Consider the following 15256-nt stretch of genomic DNA (forward strand, 5'->3'; position numbering starts at 1 on the left):
CTAACCTTGCTGGTGGTGTTCGCACCACCAGCCCTCAGCCAACAGGGATCAGAGATGCCTGAAAGTACAGAAAGCCTTCCCCATCCCTATGTCGGCATGTGGGTGACCAAGGATGGTCATATCCGTCAGGAACTCCGTGCCGATGGTCGCTATGACGAAGCCCGTGGCACGCGGAAATCAGCCTATCTGGGCGATTATCAGGTCTCGGGGAATTACATCACCTATCAGGACGACACCGGTTTTACCGCCGATGGCCATTTCGAAAATGATGTCCTGTATCACGGTGGCATGGTGATGTTCCGTGAAACGGCCAAAGACTAAGCAACCTTTGTAATCGGGCAAAGCACATCGGGCGGGCATGCAAAACCCGCCCGGTTTTTGTTTTGTCAGAGACGCTCAAGGGCAATGACGGTATCGATTACTGATCCCTTTTCGCCCTTTGGTCCGGTTGCCATCCGTTCGAAATTATCGACTGCGATCTGACGCCAACGGGTGTGATCAAGCGTCAGTGCATAAAGGGCTTCTTGCGGGGTTGGAAACACCGTATCTTCTGGTGCCCATGACCAAGACGGCCGCGACCCATGAGTGGTCACAAGCAACAATCCCCCCTTTGCGATCATTGCAGCCGCGCGGTTCAGAACCGCCTCACGAGGGAACTCGACAGGGGACTGCAGGAATTGTGCGCTCACCAGATCAAAGACACCATCCGGCAGACTTTTGGTCAGATCGTGTGCTTCGAAGGTAATCTGATGTTCCACGCCGTTGCGTTCTGCATTCGCCCGCGCATAGCCTAATGCGGTTTCCGAGACATCAACGGCAGTGACTGTCCACCCCTGTTTGGCTAACCAGACCGCGTCGTCGCCTTTGCCGCAGCCAAGTTCAAGCGCGCAGCCAGCAGTACGGTCTTTGACGAAGCGTTCAAGGATGGCGGATGGTTTACCACTCGTTTGCGGTGACGCCTTTTCATAGGTTTCTTGCCAAAACTTCCTTGGGTCCATTTTCGGATCGATATTCATGTCATGTCTTTCGGATTTGTTGATGGTGGCGTGCTCACGACTCACGTATCATTAAAAGTTACATGATTATGCTCGCCTGTCAATTTCATGTATCTTTGAAAGTTACATGTGCTAGAAATGACTGGAAAATCGAACGCCAGACAGGACCGATCCATGCGCCAAGACAATCGCCTTCCGCGCGTTTTACATGCGCTTTTGCATCTCAGCGGCATGAAAGACCCGGCAACATCCGACCAGTTGGCTGAGATGCTCAACACCAATGCGGCTGTGGTCCGGCGCACCATGGCGGGTCTGCGCGATCAGGGCATACTGACGTCGATCAAGGGGCATGGTGGCGGCTGGCAATTGGCAAGACCACTTGATCAAATCACGCTGGCCGAGATTTATCACGCACTTGGTGCCCCCACCCTTTTTGCCCTGGGTTGCGGGGATGAAGAATCCGAATGCTTGATGGAGAAGGCCGCAAATACCGCGACCTCCCATGCTCTTGAAATGGCGTCAAAGACCTTCATGACGGTGCTGTCATCGGTCACCATGGCCGATCTGGCCGATGATTTTGAAAAACGATTGGGCGAACTTGGATTGTCGCAGGATGATCTAACTCATGAACTCGCAGCGACGCGCTAGTTGCAAGCAGTCAGCGGAGCGACCCAAAGAACTCTTTTAAAAGCTTGGCGGCCTCGACCTCGCCGATGCCGCCATAGACTTCCGGGCGGTGATGGCAGCTTGTGCTTTCAAAGACGCGCGGACCGTGATCAACGCCGCCGCCCTTGGGATCATAGGCGCCGAAATAGACCCGGCGCAGACGGGCAAATGAAATGGCGGTCGCGCACATCGGGCAGGGTTCAAGCGTGACATACAGATCGCAGTTGGGAAGACGTGGCTCGCCCTTGGCCCCGGCAGCCGCCCGGATCACCAGGATTTCGGCGTGCGCGGTTGGATCGTTCATTTCCTCGGTCAGGTTGCCAGCACGCGCAAGCACATCTCCGCTATCAGCATCAACCAGAACGGCACCGACCGGCACTTCGCCGCGACGGGCGGCGGCGCGGGCCTCTTCAAGGGCCATGTCCATATAGCTGTCTGCACTCATGATCTTTCCATCCCGCTTGCGCCATCCGACAAACAACGTGGCCTGTCACAGCTGATCTTGTTTTTACTTCATTTTAGGGCTTAGGGACCAGAGTGCTACCACACAGATAATCGGTCAAGCGATCATCTGTTAAAGATCGTTTGGTGTGCAGGCACTTCCTGCCTGCGCAGAACGCATAGACTATCAGCGTGAATTGCCGTTGCCCTGACAGGGTTACACAGTTAGTTTCCGCCTGAGTTTCCGTCACAAGCATCAAGGCCATATCCATCATGACCACGCGCAAGCCGATCATTGGTATCACACTCGATTCCGAAGAACCGGGGGGCTATTCCAAATTCCCGTGGTATGCGCTGCGTGAAAACTATGCCGGTGCGGTGACCGAGGCGGGCGGTATTCCGATGCCCCTGCCCCACGAGGTTGAACTGGTTCCCGATCTGCTTGATCTGATTGACGGGCTGGTGGTGACCGGTGGCGCGTTTGATGTTGATCCCAGCCTGTTTGGCGCGACCGAAAAACACGACACGGTTGTCACCAAGGATCGGCGCACCAAATTTGAATGGGCAATGGCCGAAGGCGCGCTGAAACGCGACATGCCGGTTCTGGGTATTTGTGGTGGCCAGCAGCTTTTGAACGTTATTCTGGGTGGGTCGCTGATCCAGCACATCCCCGATAGCGTTGAGAACTGCCTGCCCCACGAACAGCCAAACCCGCGCAACGAACCCGGCCATGATGTGACGGTGGAACCCGACACGCTTCTGGCCAAGATCGTTGGCAATGTAAAAACACTGTCGGTCAATTCCGCCCACCATCAGGCGGCGGCGGGTGTTGGCCCGGATGTGATCATTAATTCCTATGCGCCCGATGGCGTGATCGAGGGGATTGAGCATCCGAAATACCGTTATTGTCTCGGGGTCCAGTGGCATCCCGAATTTCATATCAGTTCGGGCGATGCGAAGATTTTCGACGCCCTGATTTCCGAGGCCCGCAAATGAGCGACAAGAACACCACCCCGGATGACAACAAGCCCGAACGCATTGCCAAGCGCATTGCACGATCGGGTGTTTGCTCGCGCCGTGACGCCGAACGCATGATCGCCGAGGGGCTTGTGCGCCTCAATGGCAAAAAGCTTGATACTCCGGCCGTGACTGTGACCGACGAAGACGAAATCATTGTCGATGGCAAGCCGCTTCCCGAAAAGGAAAAGCCCCGTCTTTGGCGTCTGTTTAAAAAGCGCGGTCTGGTTACCAGCCACCGCGATGAACAGGGCCGCGATACGGTGTTTGAACATCTGCCAAGTTACGTTCCGCGCGTGATTTCGGTTGGCCGACTTGATTTGAATTCCGAAGGGTTGCTGTTGCTGACCAATGATGGCGAGCTTGCCCGTTACCTTGAACTGCCCGCCACCGGCTGGGCGCGGCGCTATCGCGTGCGTGTGCATGGCCAGATCGACGAGGCAAAGCTGAAACAGCTTGAAGACGGTGTCACGGTTGACGGGATCAATTATGGCTCCATCCATGCCGAAGTCGACGTTCAGAAAGGCACCAATGCCTGGATGACCGTCACGCTGCGCGAAGGCAAGAACCGTGAAATCCGCCGTGTCATGGAACATCTTGGCTGGCCGGTGACGCGCCTGATGCGTGTCTCCTATGGCCCGTTCCAGCTCGGCAATCTCGCACCCGGCGACTGCGAAGAAATCACCGGCAAGGTGATGAAAGAACAGCTCGCTGCGTTCTTCAAGGGTGACTATTCCAAGGTTTCCGAAAAGAAATCCGTTGCCCGTGGCGGCACATCCCGCCCGAAGGCACCACGCACCGTCTTTGGCCAACCAGCCCAGCGCAAACGCCCGCAAGGTGGCCCGAACCCCGCATCCCAGAATGCCGAGGACGAAGAACAGCGTGACACCCGAGAACGTCCGTCTGGTGGTGCTGCACGCAAAGGCCCGCGCATCGGTGCCGCCCCGCGTGCAGGTGGCCGCGGCAGAGCAGCGAGTGGTACCGTTCGGCAGGAACGCGATATGCGCGAAGAACGCGGATCGTCCCGTCCGACCAACAAGGGCCGCGGGCGTTATAGTGCCGAGGGCAAGGCCACTGGTGGACGTGATGGCGGACGCGACGGTGGTGGACGTGATGCCGGTGGCCGCGAGGGCAAACCGGGCTTTGTCGAAGGACGCGGACGCGGGAAATCAGGCGGAAAGCCATCGGGCAAACCCGCCGGTCGTTCCAGCAACAGCGCAAACAGCGCGCCGGGTCGCAAGCCTTCCGGCAACCGTCCGCGCGGCAAGAAGGACTAAGCTGAATGCGGATTGTCGGCGGCACCCATCGTGGTCGGGTTTTGAACGCACCTGAAGGACGCGATACGCGCCCGACCCTTGATCGTGTGCGCGAGGCCCTGTTTAGCATCCTGTCACACGCATCACGCTGGTATGAGGATGACTTCAACCCGCTTTATGACGGGGTGATCCTTGATGCCTTTGCCGGATCGGGTGCGCTTGGGCTTGAAGCCGTTTCACGCGGTGCTGACAAAGCGGTATTCTTTGATTCTGATCGCAAGGCGGTTGCCATCATCGAGCAAAACATCGATGCACTGCGCATTTCCGATCAGGCCCGCGCACAACGTGCCGATGCGACCAAACCACCGCGTGCGAACCAACCGGCCAGCATGGTGTTTCTTGATCCACCCTATGGCAAGGACCTGATCGAGCCCGCCATCACCGCCCTTGCCAAGGCCGGATGGATTGATGGCAATACATTGATTGTTGCCGAACGTGATCCGCGCGATCCGGAAATCACGCTTGCGGGTTTTGATCTGTGCGACAGTCGCAAATATGGTCGCTGCCAGATCGATATCGGCCGTTTTGCTGCCTGATTGGCGTACGGCTGGCCCTATCCGCATTATGTGATAGATTGGGCTACGTCCAAAATCGGTTGATCGTCATGAAACGCCTGTCTGAAACCGCACCCAACAAGGAATTTGGTCGCCTTTTGCGCCAGTGGCGACGCACAAGCGACATCAAGCAATCGCGTCTGGCGGATATCTTGGGCGTCACGCAGGCAACCGTTTCGCGCTGGGAAAGCGGGGCGCAAAGCCCGGCCCCTTTGCAGCACGAACTGATCCATCAGATGATGACGCGCAAACGCAATTTCCGCCTTGATCACGCTATCAAGAGACTGGTCATGCATTCTTCCCAACGCGTTCATCTGATCGAGGACCGATCGCACCGTCTGCTGTGCCTATCGCGGCCGCGCGAAAACGAATGGCAACGTGACAGTACACCGTTGCTTGGCACCTCGCTCTGGCGTTTTGCCACCCCGGAAATCGCATCAGCAGAGAAAAGCCTGCATGACCTTGGCTGGCATGAAGATCAGACCGATCACCTGACTTTTGAAAACTCTCGCCGCGATGGCGATCCACTGCGGATTGTCGATACCTATATCCTGTGGGAACGGTTCTTCCTGTCTGATGGGACGGCAGTACGCCTGACCACCGGTTTTGATCAGAACCCTGCGCATATCTGATCCGGATCTGATCCGTACCTGATCCGTACGCTGGCGCATATTTCATACGTGGCATTCCGGTAAGGAAATCTGGTAATTAACTCTCTTATCCGCACCCTTCCTTGCCCCACGGAACTGCTCGATGCCCCCTATCACAGCCGTTATTATTCTGTACGGACTTGGACTGACCGCTTCCATGCAGGTCGGGCTGATTGGTCCGATTGCGCCTGATCTGCGCGCAAGCTTCGGGCTGAGCCAGGCGGAATTCGGACTGGTAGCATCCCTGATTACAGCTGCAGGTGCGCTTTGTGCCATTCCGGCCGGGGTATGGGCCGCACGGGCGGGGTTACGACGGTCGCTGGTGCTTGGCTGTATCATGATGATCGCGGGTGCGCTGATCTTTGCCACCGCAAGCATCACCAGCCTTTTATATTTAGGGCGCGTTGTGACCAGCATCGGCTATCTTCTGATTGTTGTTGGTGCGCCAAGCTGGATGGCCGCGTTCAAAAACCCCAAGCTGGTTGCCATGGCCATGAGCATCTGGGGCACCTTTATCCCGGTTGGCATTGCCCTTGGCAACTGGGTGAGTGCAGCCGTCGTGACATGGATGGATTGGCGGATCGCGGTTGGCGCCTGCACCCTGCCTGTTTTGGTTTTACTGCCGCTTCTTGCCCTGATGGAAAAGCCCGAGGTGGGATCGGCGCGCCGATCCCTTCTGGTCGGGGTGGTCGGTGTTTTGCAATCGCGCGCGGCCCTTCAGGTGGCGCTGACCTTCGCCGCATTTGCTGGCGCAACGTCGGCAGCCCTTGCCTTTATGCCGGCCATGCTGGCGGATAATCTTGATATCGGCATTGCGCTTTCGGCGGCGATCATCGGCACAACGGCAATTGCCGGAAATGTTGTCGGCAGTATCGCCGCCGGCGCTGTTCTGGGCCGGGAGGTTCCCGGTCGGAGCATTCTGGTTCTGTTTTTGCCGGTGATGGCGATTGCAATTTCGGCCCTGTTTGTCAGCACCTCGGTCCCGGTCAGCATCGCGTCCCTGATTGTTTTCAATATCTGTCAGGGAATGGTGGCCGGCACCTGTTTTGCCCTTTTGCCAAGAATCGCCAAGGAAGGTCTTTCCATGCCAGCCCTGCAAGGCATGCTGGCGCAATTTGCCGAGATTTTTGTCGTCATCGTTCCCCCATTTGCCGGAATGATGATTGATCAAAACGGCTGGGTCGGCGCAGCTATCGTATTGGGCGGATTTTACTTTGCAGGTTTCCTGATTACCCTGCGAAAACCAGCAGCGCCTGCGTCCATTAGACGTTAAAACTATACGATACGATGGCTTGACCTATCCGTCGAAGCAAGCGACCCTTTCCTGCCAAACAAATCAAAAAGATTCAGGGAAGTGGAATGCAGTTGATCAAGGCCATCTTTATCGGACTGGTATTGATCGGCTTGTCTGTTCTTGCGGTTTTCTTCATCTGGCTGGCCCCGGTCGGGGCGGCTTACAGCGCCAAGATCATGTGCTCCGCCATTTTTGTCGATGGCCTGTCCTCGACACGGGCGCGCGAAGTCGATGTTCTTGCCGACAATAATCCCTTGTTATCGCTGATTACCACCAATGTCGATTTGCGCAACCAGACGATCAGCGCCCATGCATTCGGCTTCCGTAAACGCGTTGCGGTTTACCGCCCCAATCTTGGCTGCACATTGGCCGATAATGCGGAACACATCGCACAGTTACGCAACGCGACCCCGGTCATGAAACCGGTTGCCGCACGGCCACTGATGACCACGCCACCCCCGGCCAATGTCGACCGCCGGGCACTGAACAACATCCTGTTTGACGTAATGGATGAACCGGGCCTTCATCCGGAACGCCGCACGCGGGCTCTTGTTATCCTGCATGATGGCAAGGTGGTTGCCGAACGTTATGCCGAGGGGATTACAGCCGATACACCCTTGCCCGGCTGGTCGATGACCAAAAGTGTCTTTAACGTCATTCTGGGTCGCATGCGGTTTGAAGGCATGATTTCCGACATTCAGGATCCGGTTCTGATCAATGAGTGGCAGGCCGAACCAAACGATCCGCGCGCGACCATCAATTATGATGATTTGCTTCGCATGCGAAGTGGTCTTGAGTTTGATGAAAGCTATGCCAATCCGCTGTCCGATGTGGTGCAAATGCTGTTCATCGAACCGTCCACGGCCGGATTTGCCGTTTCCAAACCCCTCGAAAATACGCCGGGCAGCGCGTTTTCCTATAATTCCGGGGCAAGCAATATTCTATCGGCTGCCGTTCGTAATCTGAGCGGTTCACGTACGACCTATCTCAGCCGTCCGACGGAACTTCTGTTCCGGCCACTTGGCATGAGCAGTGCGGTAATCGAAACCGACCCCGAGGGCTATTTTGTTGCCTCAAGCTTCATGCATGCCTCCGCGCGTGACTGGGCCAAGATCGGACAACTTTTCCTTCAGGACGGTGTATGGAATGAAGAACGCCTGCTGCCCGAAGGTTGGGTTGGTTATTCCACCAGCCCGGCAGCAGAAGACCCGCATGGTTTGTATGGGGCGCACTGGTGGCTTGATCTTCCCGGTAGCCGGGATGAGGATGGCAATCCGCGCGATGATATTGCGCAACTGCCCGAAGATGCCTTCTTTTCGCTTGGTCATGATGGACAGTCGCTAACGGTTATTCCATCGCGGGATTTGGTGGTGGCGCGCTTTGGGGTCACGCGCAAACCCGGCGCATTTGACTTGCGCCAGTTCATTTCTGATCTGAGTGCGGTTTTCCCGGACAAATCAGATTTACCTGTCGATGCCCCGGAATCCGGCGGTTCGGAAGCCTCGCCAAATTCAAATGGCGGCTGACCCGGACCATTGGCGGGTCAGAAAAATCCGACCAGATAGCCGATGACAGCCCCGGCGGCAACCACGGCCCAAACCGGGAAGACCCGCCATTGCAGGATGGCAAAGACCAGCATTACACAGCCAATATCAAACACATCCTGTATGGCCCCGGTCCAGATCGGGTCATAAAGCACTGCGGCCAGCAGCCCGACCACAGCGGCATTCACCCCCATCAACCCCGCCCGCATGGAGGGAATATGACGCACGCGATCCCAGAATGGCAAAAGCCCGATAACCAGCAGCCACGCGGGTAAAAAGATCGCAACCAGGGTCACCAGTGACGTCAAAGCGCTGATTGCAAGGCCCGCACCACCTGCACCGGTATGCAAGGCAGCGCCCAGATAGGCCGCAAAGGTAAAGATTGGACCAGGCACAGCCTGGGTTGCACCATATCCGGCAAGGAAGGTTTCGGTATCGATCCAGCCCGGTGCAACGACGGCATTTTGCAGCAGGGGCAGAACCACATGCCCGCCGCCAAACACCAAGGCGCCACTGCGATAGAAGCCATCAATCACGGCAAAAAGACCCGTTGGATCAAGTTTTGCCAAGACAGGCAGCATCACAAGCAGGGCAAAGAAAGTGCAAAGGGCAATAACCGCCCCCTTGGCCGAGCGCGGGGCATGACCGGGATCGGCATCTTCGGCAACCTTGTTCTTAAGCAGGAAAAAGCCCGCAAACATGCCCCCCAGAATCACCACAAACTGGGCCATCACCGTATCACTGGCGATCATGATACCGGCAGCCAAAACCGCAAGAATAGCGCGGGGAACATCGGGGCACAGGTTGCGCGCCATCCCCAAAAGCGCATGCACAACAACCCCGACGGCCACAAGCTTCAGCCCGCGTATGATGCCATCGACGCTGCCGATATCAAATCCGACAAACGCCATACCAAGGGCTGCCAGAACAATCGCCGATGGCATCGTAAAGCCAAGCCACGCGATCAATGATCCACGCACCCCGCCCAGTGCCATGCCGATCCCCATACCGACCTGCGAACTGGCAGGCCCCGGCGCAAATTGGCAAAGCGCCACCAGATCGGCGTAACGCGCATCGCTTAGCCATTTGCGACGTGCGACAAATTCTTCACGGAAATAACCGATATGGGCGACAGGGCCACCAAAGCTGGTCAGACCAAGCCGCAGGAAAATAAGGAAAATCTGCCACAGACCGATCCCGCCATCCGGCAAGGGTTCATCAATGCTTTTGGAAGCGTTTTCTTTGGCTCCGTTCTGCGACGTCGCGTTCGACATGATGGCCGTTTCCCCTGATCACTGCCATTGCGTTGATTTTGCCTGAACATACGCAATCGCGCAAAGGCGGCAAAGCCAAAATCGGGACCACAGACATTCGTCACAGATTCATAACAAAACCCCGCCTGCGGCATCATACCACAGGCGGGGTTCTGGTTTGATCATTCGGGCTTTTGCGCCAGTCCGCGCCTTAGCGGAAGGCAGGTTCGTCCAGAGAACGCAATTTTCGGGAATGGAGCTGATTGACGTCCTGACGAAGCGTATCAATCGTATCCAGACCAACTTGCAAATGCTGCCCAATACGCTGGCGATAGAAATTGTTGGCCATGCCGGGCAGCTTCAGTTCGCCATGAACCGGCTTGTCCGATACACACAAAAGCGTGCCATACGGAACCCGGAACCGGAAACCGTTGGCGGCAATGGTGGCACTTTCCATGTCCACTGCAATGGCGCGTGACTGGTTGAGCCGCACAAACAATTCGCTATAGCGCAGTTCCCAGTTACGGTTATCGGTTGTCGCAACTGTGCCGGTACGCATGCGGGCCTTCATTTCCCGACCTTTAAGACCGGTGATTTTAGTCACCGAGTCCGCAAGGGCCACTTGCACCTCGGCAATTGGCGGCACCGGAATCCACAGGGGCAGGTCCGAATCAAGTACGTGATCATCACGGACATAGCCGTGTGCCAGAACATAATCCCCCAGCAACTGACTGCGGCGCAGCCCGGCACAGTGACCAAGCATCAACCAGCAATGCGGGCGCAGAACCGCGATATGGTCGGTTGCCGTTTTGGCATTGGACGGACCAACACCGATATTGACCAGTGTCACACCAAGACCATCTTCGCGGATCAGGTGATAGGACGGCATCTGCGGCAATTGCTTGACCGCCTCGCCACTTTCAACCCAGCCCTTCGGCGCATTTTTACGCACGCTGACTTTCGGCCCCGGTTCGACAAAGGCGACATAGGGGCTTTTCGGATCTTCAAGCTGTTCCTTGGCGAATTCGATGAATTCATCGACATAGCGCTGATAGTTGGTGAACAGCACAAACTTCTGGAAATGTTCCGGTGCAGTAGCCGTGTAGTGACGCAGGCGCGCCAGTGAATAATCGACACGTTCACCGGAAAACAGCGACAACGGCTTTGGCCCCGGCGCGGCATTTGCGCCGTAATGAACGCCATTGGCGATGTCATCATCGGTACGCGCCAGATCGGGCATATCAAAGATCAGCTGCATCGGGCGGATGTCGTTCGGCCCAATGCTGTCAGTCGCGGTTTCGACCAGAAACGGCACTGGTATCGGACGATCCGACACACCAACCACGACAGGTACGTCATGGTTCTTCAGCAAAAGCTCGATCTGTTCACGGTAATATTCTTCAAACAGGTCAGGGCGCGTCAAGGTCGTGCCATACACGCCCGGATCGCGCGGCGCGCCGAATGAAAGCGTGCTTTCGACATGCAATTTTTCAGGCGGCACCTCGATACCGAGATACGGGTAATAGGCACGCACCGGGGAAGATTGCTGACCTTCACCGAAACGGTTGAAGGCCTCCTGGACGGCATTGGCACCGGTCGCATAAATGTCCTTGATGCGCGCAAGTGCCTTGTCAGCGTCCGTAAACTCAAACAGATCGCGAACCGATCCGTGTACTCCAGAAACCATATTGGATGCTCCTTTTTGTTATTGTTGTTTTGGGTCTTTCGTCAGATCCGGGTACAGCAAAGCGAACCCGATCAATGACAAAAGCCCTTGGAGCGAGAGATTTATCACCGCTCGCCCGCCTTCTGACAACTGAAAATTTTGTCGTTCAGCGCAAAGCAGGGATGCAATACACGGATTGAACATTACTGCTATTCGCACCCACCCCCGATTTTCTGGCAGTTTCAGAAGCTTATGTTCTATATGTCGGGTTTATTTTCAAGGATTCCAAATGACAGTTTTGCGGAGCCCATCATAACCAGATGGTTCGCCGTGGCAGATAAAGCCTACCTGTCTTAGCCTTTTACGATGCGAACAAAAAAAATGCCGAAACCGGGGGACGGTTTCGGCAATTTCAGGGAAGGGCCTTAGACGTTGAGGGAAAAGACGATCAACCCTGATATATTGTCTTTATATGACCATTGGTCATTTATGTCAATTCTATTCGATATGAGATGAAAGTTTTCACTCCCGCGTCAATTCAGGACATCCGAATTTTCTGCTATGCTCTGCAATCTTTTAAGCCGTCTGCGCACACAATCCTCAGATGTCCCTTGGTCACCACAGTCGGTAACTTCAAGCTTTTTGACGATTCTGGCAGCGCGCGGGTCACTCTCGACCAGGCTCTCGATGTCCTGTTGTTCTTCTTCGTCCTCAAGAGTCCCGCGTACATAGCCAAGAATGTGGTCTTTGCCATATATCGCAAGAACCAGGCTCATATCATGCTGCCTCCGAGACATAACGTGATGCATGCTCGCGGGCTTCGATTCGACCAACCGACTCACGCAGCTTGCGACGCGCGCGGCCAACACGGGATTTAACAGTCCCGATTTCAACCGACATCTGATCAGCCGCATCCTGGTAGGACACGTCATCAACTGCGGTCAGCATGATGGCTTCACGTTCCTGCTCAGGCAAATCTTCAAGGACGCGATCTGCGTCACGAAGCTGCAAGCGCGCCATCTGATTGCTGCCATGACCGTAGACATCACCAAGGTCATCCCAATCGACCTGCGGACCACGCGTCTTTTCACGACGTTTTCCGGAAATGAAAGTGTTGAACAGAATACGGTGCAACCATGCCTTCAGGCTGGTGCCCTCTTCGAACTGGTCCTTTTTGCTGATGGCTTTCAACAGCGTGTCCTGGACCAGGTCCTGCGCAAGATCGGTGCTGCCGGTCAGGCGATATGCATGACGGCGCAGTGCAGGGACATGATCTTCGATTTCGTTCATCACTTGATTAGACATCACAACCTCCTTGTTCGGATGAGCTGACCCTAACAAACGAAAATAAAATTAAAAGTAAAATCGTATGTTTAACTTAGGCAATACAGGGAACACACATACACGACATAACACAATCAAAGCACTTACTTTACATACTGTAGTCATATTGAGGATTATACACTGTTTACGGCTTATAATTACTTTACATTACTTACATCAGTGGGCGAACTGACTGATGTTGAGCAAGATGGTTGTGTTATGGAAGAAACAGCGGTAACGTAACTTACTCCAAAATTCTTGAATGCTTTGATTTTCAACGACTTCAGACGGTCTTCAGAACCTCTGAAATTTATAGGAAACCCCACGTGCCGACGGCTAAAAGAACAGAAAAGCTTCAGATCATGCTCGATGATGAAGAACTGAAATTCATCGATGACTGGCGTTTTGACAATCGGATGCCGACCCGCGCTGCGGCAATCCGCGAGCTAATTCGCCGCGGTTTGGTATCAGAAGAGATTGATGACCCCGATACAGAGGGCAAAAGCACCACAGATTTCCGGATCGAGACGGAATAAAAAAGTTCGATTTTTGTAAAAAAAGACCCGGTAAAACACCGGGTCTTTTCTGTTTTGGCGTGTATTGCTGACCTAAATCAGGTCGTATCCTGACGCAAATCGGGTCTGCGCCCTTCGAAAATGCGGGCGATTCCGGCACCAAATCCCAGAACCAGCAACCACAAACCATAATATCTGATCGCGCGTGATACCGTAATGGCAATCAAAAACAGCCAGAACGGATAGGATGCAGCCCCGGCTGCCAGAGCTGCGATCTGCATTGGCACCGGTGTAATGCTGATTGCAAAGACGACCCAGAATCCGCCTTCTTTGAACTGAGCTTGAAGATCGTCAAATTCCTGCTGTCCGCCAACAAGGTCAATCAGCGGCTGGGCAATATCATCAAATAAGACCCACGCCAGAAGATACAGCGCCAATGCGCCAGCGACACTGCCGGCAAGGGTTACAGTCGCGACAATAAAGCCCCGCGTCCGCGAGGCGGCCATAATCGGTGCAACGATCACCTCAATCGGGATCGGAATGATTGTCGTCTCAAGAAACGATGCAACGGAGATTCCGCCGAGGCCCTTGCATCCCTCGGCAAGTTTGGCAAGGCGGGTTTGTGCATAGTCCACCGCACTTCTTATCTGTGAGCGGGATTGTTTGTTATCACGCGACATCGTCAGTTCTGTTCCTTGCTCTTTCATGCGCCCCAAAAATAAAAAGCAGCCCGCCCGAAGCCGGGCGGGCCGCTAACCTCGGACGTCAGGCGCCGAGTTCAGGTTGTGACGTCTTATTCGGCGGACTGTTTGTCCGAGATGGCCTTCTGCGCATCTTCAAGCGCACTGACAGTATTGGCCTTTACATCTTCCCAGGTGTCAGCCGATGCCTCTTTGGCATCTTCAAGAGCATCGCTCAGCTCATCGCTTGCGCTGTCCCAAGCCGCTGCCAGCTCTTCAACTGCTTCCTCGCTGTCGTTTTCGACCTGCGCGGAAACGTCGTCATACTGATCGCCGAGCTGTTCAGACTTGTTATCGACCCAGGCAAGAAAATCTTCTTTCTGTTCGAACGTAAAGTCCTTGGCTTCTTCGTACTGGGCAGCAATTTCATTGCCCAGCTTGTTGACATCGGACTCTACCGCATCGTCGGTTGCCATCGTGTTTGATGCATCGGACCCGGCATAGGCCGGGGCCATCACCGAAACAGACATAAGTACAGTACCGATCATCAGCATATTCTTGTTCAACATAACAACCTCCTTGTTTAATAAACACAGCACAATTACTTGCACGCTGCTTACCATTCACAACGGATGGTTCGAAATAATGTTCCGATTAAGGTGATTTTATTTCATGGAACTATTTTGGAAATGTGACGTTGTCTGTGTAAGCGCCCACCAACGAAGCGGGGTACAGCGCAGTTAGAATGCGATAACCGATTTCACGGGCGCGTCCAAAACAAAAGGAGTTTTAGTTATGGCACATAGCAGTATGCAGACCGTTGCGAAGGAATTTCCCGTCGAAACTGGCGTGGACCGCAAGGATCGCCGCGAACTGGCCAAGATGCTGACACAGATCGTTGGCTCATCGCATGTACTGTATGCCAAAATTCGTGGCGTTCACTGGAACGTGGTCGGCCCGACCTTCTATTCGCTCCATAAGATGACCGAGGAGCATTACGAAGATCTCAATACGGCAATTGACGATATGGCAGAACGCATTCGCGCAATTGGCTTCGCGGCACCGACCGGTTTGAACGCGATGATGGAAAACTCCGTCATCGAAGATCAGACCAAGTTGCTCTCGACCGAGGACATGGTCAAAGAACTGATCGAGGACCACGACAAAATGGCACGTCTGCTTCGCGATGGCGTCGCCGCAGCCGAAGACGTCGAGGACGTCAAGACTGCCGACATGCTGACCGAGCGGATCGGTGTTCACGAAGAAGCGGCATGGATGCTGCGTGCAACCATCTCGTAATCATGCCAATATGATATGATGAACCGGCGCCTTCGGGTGCCGG

General features: G+C 54.9%; 18 protein-coding genes. 10 read left to right on the top strand and 8 right to left on the bottom strand.

Annotated elements, in window-relative coordinates:
• Positions 1-54: 54 nt before the first annotated feature.
• Complete coding sequence (locus HED22_RS18665) at positions 55-321, top strand: Atu4866 domain-containing protein (protein WP_167725106.1); 267 nt, start codon at positions 55-57, stop codon at positions 319-321.
• 65 nt (positions 322-386) lie between these two features.
• On the opposite strand, the gene HED22_RS18670 is transcribed toward HED22_RS18665, so the two are convergent.
• Positions 387-1016, bottom strand: coding sequence for a bifunctional 2-polyprenyl-6-hydroxyphenol methylase/3-demethylubiquinol 3-O-methyltransferase UbiG (locus HED22_RS18670; protein ID WP_167725108.1), 630 nt, complete (start codon positions 1014-1016; stop codon positions 387-389).
• A 153-nt stretch (positions 1017-1169) separates the two neighbouring features.
• Between HED22_RS18670 and HED22_RS18675 the strand changes: the two genes are divergently transcribed.
• Positions 1170-1643, top strand: coding sequence for an Rrf2 family transcriptional regulator (locus tag HED22_RS18675; protein ID WP_167725110.1), 474 nt, complete (start codon positions 1170-1172; stop codon positions 1641-1643).
• Between the two features lie 10 nt (positions 1644-1653).
• Here HED22_RS18675 and HED22_RS18680 read toward each other — a convergent pair whose 3' ends face one another.
• Positions 1654-2106 carry a nucleoside deaminase gene (locus HED22_RS18680; protein WP_167725112.1) on the bottom strand — a complete coding sequence of 151 codons (453 nt, stop codon included), beginning with the start codon at positions 2104-2106 and terminating at the stop codon, positions 1654-1656.
• A gap of 269 nt (positions 2107-2375) precedes the next feature.
• Between HED22_RS18680 and HED22_RS18685 the strand changes: the two genes are divergently transcribed.
• The 6 genes from HED22_RS18685 (at position 2376) to HED22_RS18710 (ending at position 8459) form a co-directional block, all read left to right on the top strand.
• A complete protein-coding gene (locus HED22_RS18685) occupies positions 2376-3098 on the top strand; it encodes a gamma-glutamyl-gamma-aminobutyrate hydrolase family protein (RefSeq protein ID WP_167725114.1) in 723 nt (240 codons plus the stop codon).
• Positions 3095-4396, top strand: a complete 1302-nt coding sequence (locus HED22_RS19835; RefSeq protein WP_217701911.1) for a pseudouridine synthase — start codon at positions 3095-3097, stop codon at positions 4394-4396. Before HED22_RS18685 ends, HED22_RS19835 begins: the two co-directional genes overlap by 4 nt.
• Before the next feature lie 5 nt (positions 4397-4401).
• A complete protein-coding gene (gene rsmD, locus HED22_RS18695) occupies positions 4402-4971 on the top strand; it encodes a 16S rRNA (guanine(966)-N(2))-methyltransferase RsmD (protein WP_167725116.1) in 570 nt (189 codons plus the stop codon).
• A gap of 68 nt (positions 4972-5039) precedes the next feature.
• Positions 5040-5621, top strand: coding sequence for a helix-turn-helix domain-containing protein (locus tag HED22_RS18700; protein WP_167725118.1), 582 nt, complete (start codon positions 5040-5042; stop codon positions 5619-5621).
• Between the two features lie 121 nt (positions 5622-5742).
• The gene (locus HED22_RS18705; protein WP_167725119.1) at positions 5743-6912 is read left to right on the top strand and encodes a CynX/NimT family MFS transporter; all 1170 of its coding nucleotides are present in this window, start codon (positions 5743-5745) and stop codon (positions 6910-6912) included.
• Between the two features lie 86 nt (positions 6913-6998).
• Positions 6999-8459 carry a serine hydrolase gene (locus HED22_RS18710; RefSeq protein WP_167725121.1) on the top strand — a complete coding sequence of 487 codons (1461 nt, stop codon included), beginning with the start codon at positions 6999-7001 and terminating at the stop codon, positions 8457-8459.
• Between the two features lie 17 nt (positions 8460-8476).
• Here the strand turns inward: HED22_RS18710 and chrA are convergent, their stop codons facing one another.
• The 4 genes from chrA to HED22_RS18730 form a co-directional block, all read right to left on the bottom strand.
• Positions 8477-9751 (bottom strand): chromate efflux transporter, encoded by a 1275-nt coding sequence (gene chrA, locus HED22_RS18715; protein WP_167725123.1) that lies wholly within the window; start codon positions 9749-9751, stop codon positions 8477-8479.
• Positions 9752-9941: 190 nt separating this feature from the next.
• A complete protein-coding gene (locus tag HED22_RS18720) occupies positions 9942-11417 on the bottom strand; it encodes an AMP nucleosidase (protein ID WP_167725125.1) in 1476 nt (491 codons plus the stop codon).
• Between the two features lie 512 nt (positions 11418-11929).
• Complete coding sequence (locus HED22_RS18725; RefSeq protein WP_167725127.1) at positions 11930-12172, bottom strand: hypothetical protein; 243 nt, start codon at positions 12170-12172, stop codon at positions 11930-11932.
• Between the two features lies 1 nt (position 12173).
• Positions 12174-12701: an RNA polymerase sigma factor gene (locus tag HED22_RS18730; protein WP_167725129.1), complete on the bottom strand. Its 528-nt coding sequence runs from the start codon at positions 12699-12701 to the stop codon at positions 12174-12176.
• Between the two features lie 344 nt (positions 12702-13045).
• Between HED22_RS18730 and HED22_RS18735 the strand changes: the two genes are divergently transcribed.
• On the top strand, positions 13046-13255 hold the full coding sequence (locus tag HED22_RS18735) for a hypothetical protein (protein WP_167724898.1): 210 nt from the start codon (positions 13046-13048) through the stop codon (positions 13253-13255).
• A 77-nt stretch (positions 13256-13332) separates the two neighbouring features.
• Here HED22_RS18735 and HED22_RS18740 read toward each other — a convergent pair whose 3' ends face one another.
• Positions 13333-13914 (bottom strand): YqaA family protein, encoded by a 582-nt coding sequence (locus HED22_RS18740; protein WP_167725131.1) that lies wholly within the window; start codon positions 13912-13914, stop codon positions 13333-13335.
• Positions 13915-14027: 113 nt separating this feature from the next.
• Complete coding sequence (locus tag HED22_RS18745; protein ID WP_167725133.1) at positions 14028-14483, bottom strand: hypothetical protein; 456 nt, start codon at positions 14481-14483, stop codon at positions 14028-14030.
• A 226-nt stretch (positions 14484-14709) separates the two neighbouring features.
• Here HED22_RS18745 and HED22_RS18750 point away from each other — a divergent pair, with 226 nt between their 5' ends.
• Positions 14710-15213, top strand: a complete 504-nt coding sequence (locus tag HED22_RS18750) for a Dps family protein (protein ID WP_167725135.1) — start codon at positions 14710-14712, stop codon at positions 15211-15213.
• The last annotated feature ends 43 nt before the right edge of the window (positions 15214-15256 follow it).

Origin of the sequence: Thalassospira sp. HF15 (genome assembly GCF_011806525.1) — a bacterium.
Lineage (GTDB): Bacteria > Pseudomonadota > Alphaproteobacteria > Rhodospirillales > Thalassospiraceae > Thalassospira.

Coding starts and splice junctions, on each gene's coding strand:
- HED22_RS18665 (WP_167725106.1), top strand. CDS start 55: ATGCCTGAAAGTACAGAAAGCCTTCCCCATCCCTATGTCGGCATGTGG.
- HED22_RS18670 (WP_167725108.1), bottom strand. CDS start 1,016: ATGAATATCGATCCGAAAATGGACCCAAGGAAGTTTTGGCAAGAAACC.
- HED22_RS18675 (WP_167725110.1), top strand. CDS start 1,170: ATGCGCCAAGACAATCGCCTTCCGCGCGTTTTACATGCGCTTTTGCAT.
- HED22_RS18680 (WP_167725112.1), bottom strand. CDS start 2,106: ATGAGTGCAGACAGCTATATGGACATGGCCCTTGAAGAGGCCCGCGCC.
- HED22_RS18685 (WP_167725114.1), top strand. CDS start 2,376: ATGACCACGCGCAAGCCGATCATTGGTATCACACTCGATTCCGAAGAA.
- HED22_RS19835 (WP_217701911.1), top strand. CDS start 3,095: ATGAGCGACAAGAACACCACCCCGGATGACAACAAGCCCGAACGCATT.
- rsmD (WP_167725116.1), top strand. CDS start 4,402: ATGCGGATTGTCGGCGGCACCCATCGTGGTCGGGTTTTGAACGCACCT.
- HED22_RS18700 (WP_167725118.1), top strand. CDS start 5,040: ATGAAACGCCTGTCTGAAACCGCACCCAACAAGGAATTTGGTCGCCTT.
- HED22_RS18705 (WP_167725119.1), top strand. CDS start 5,743: ATGCCCCCTATCACAGCCGTTATTATTCTGTACGGACTTGGACTGACC.
- HED22_RS18710 (WP_167725121.1), top strand. CDS start 6,999: ATGCAGTTGATCAAGGCCATCTTTATCGGACTGGTATTGATCGGCTTG.
- chrA (WP_167725123.1), bottom strand. CDS start 9,751: ATGTCGAACGCGACGTCGCAGAACGGAGCCAAAGAAAACGCTTCCAAA.
- HED22_RS18720 (WP_167725125.1), bottom strand. CDS start 11,417: ATGGTTTCTGGAGTACACGGATCGGTTCGCGATCTGTTTGAGTTTACG.
- HED22_RS18725 (WP_167725127.1), bottom strand. CDS start 12,172: ATGAGCCTGGTTCTTGCGATATATGGCAAAGACCACATTCTTGGCTAT.
- HED22_RS18730 (WP_167725129.1), bottom strand. CDS start 12,701: ATGTCTAATCAAGTGATGAACGAAATCGAAGATCATGTCCCTGCACTG.
- HED22_RS18740 (WP_167725131.1), bottom strand. CDS start 13,914: ATGTCGCGTGATAACAAACAATCCCGCTCACAGATAAGAAGTGCGGTG.
- HED22_RS18745 (WP_167725133.1), bottom strand. CDS start 14,483: ATGTTGAACAAGAATATGCTGATGATCGGTACTGTACTTATGTCTGTT.
- HED22_RS18750 (WP_167725135.1), top strand. CDS start 14,710: ATGGCACATAGCAGTATGCAGACCGTTGCGAAGGAATTTCCCGTCGAA.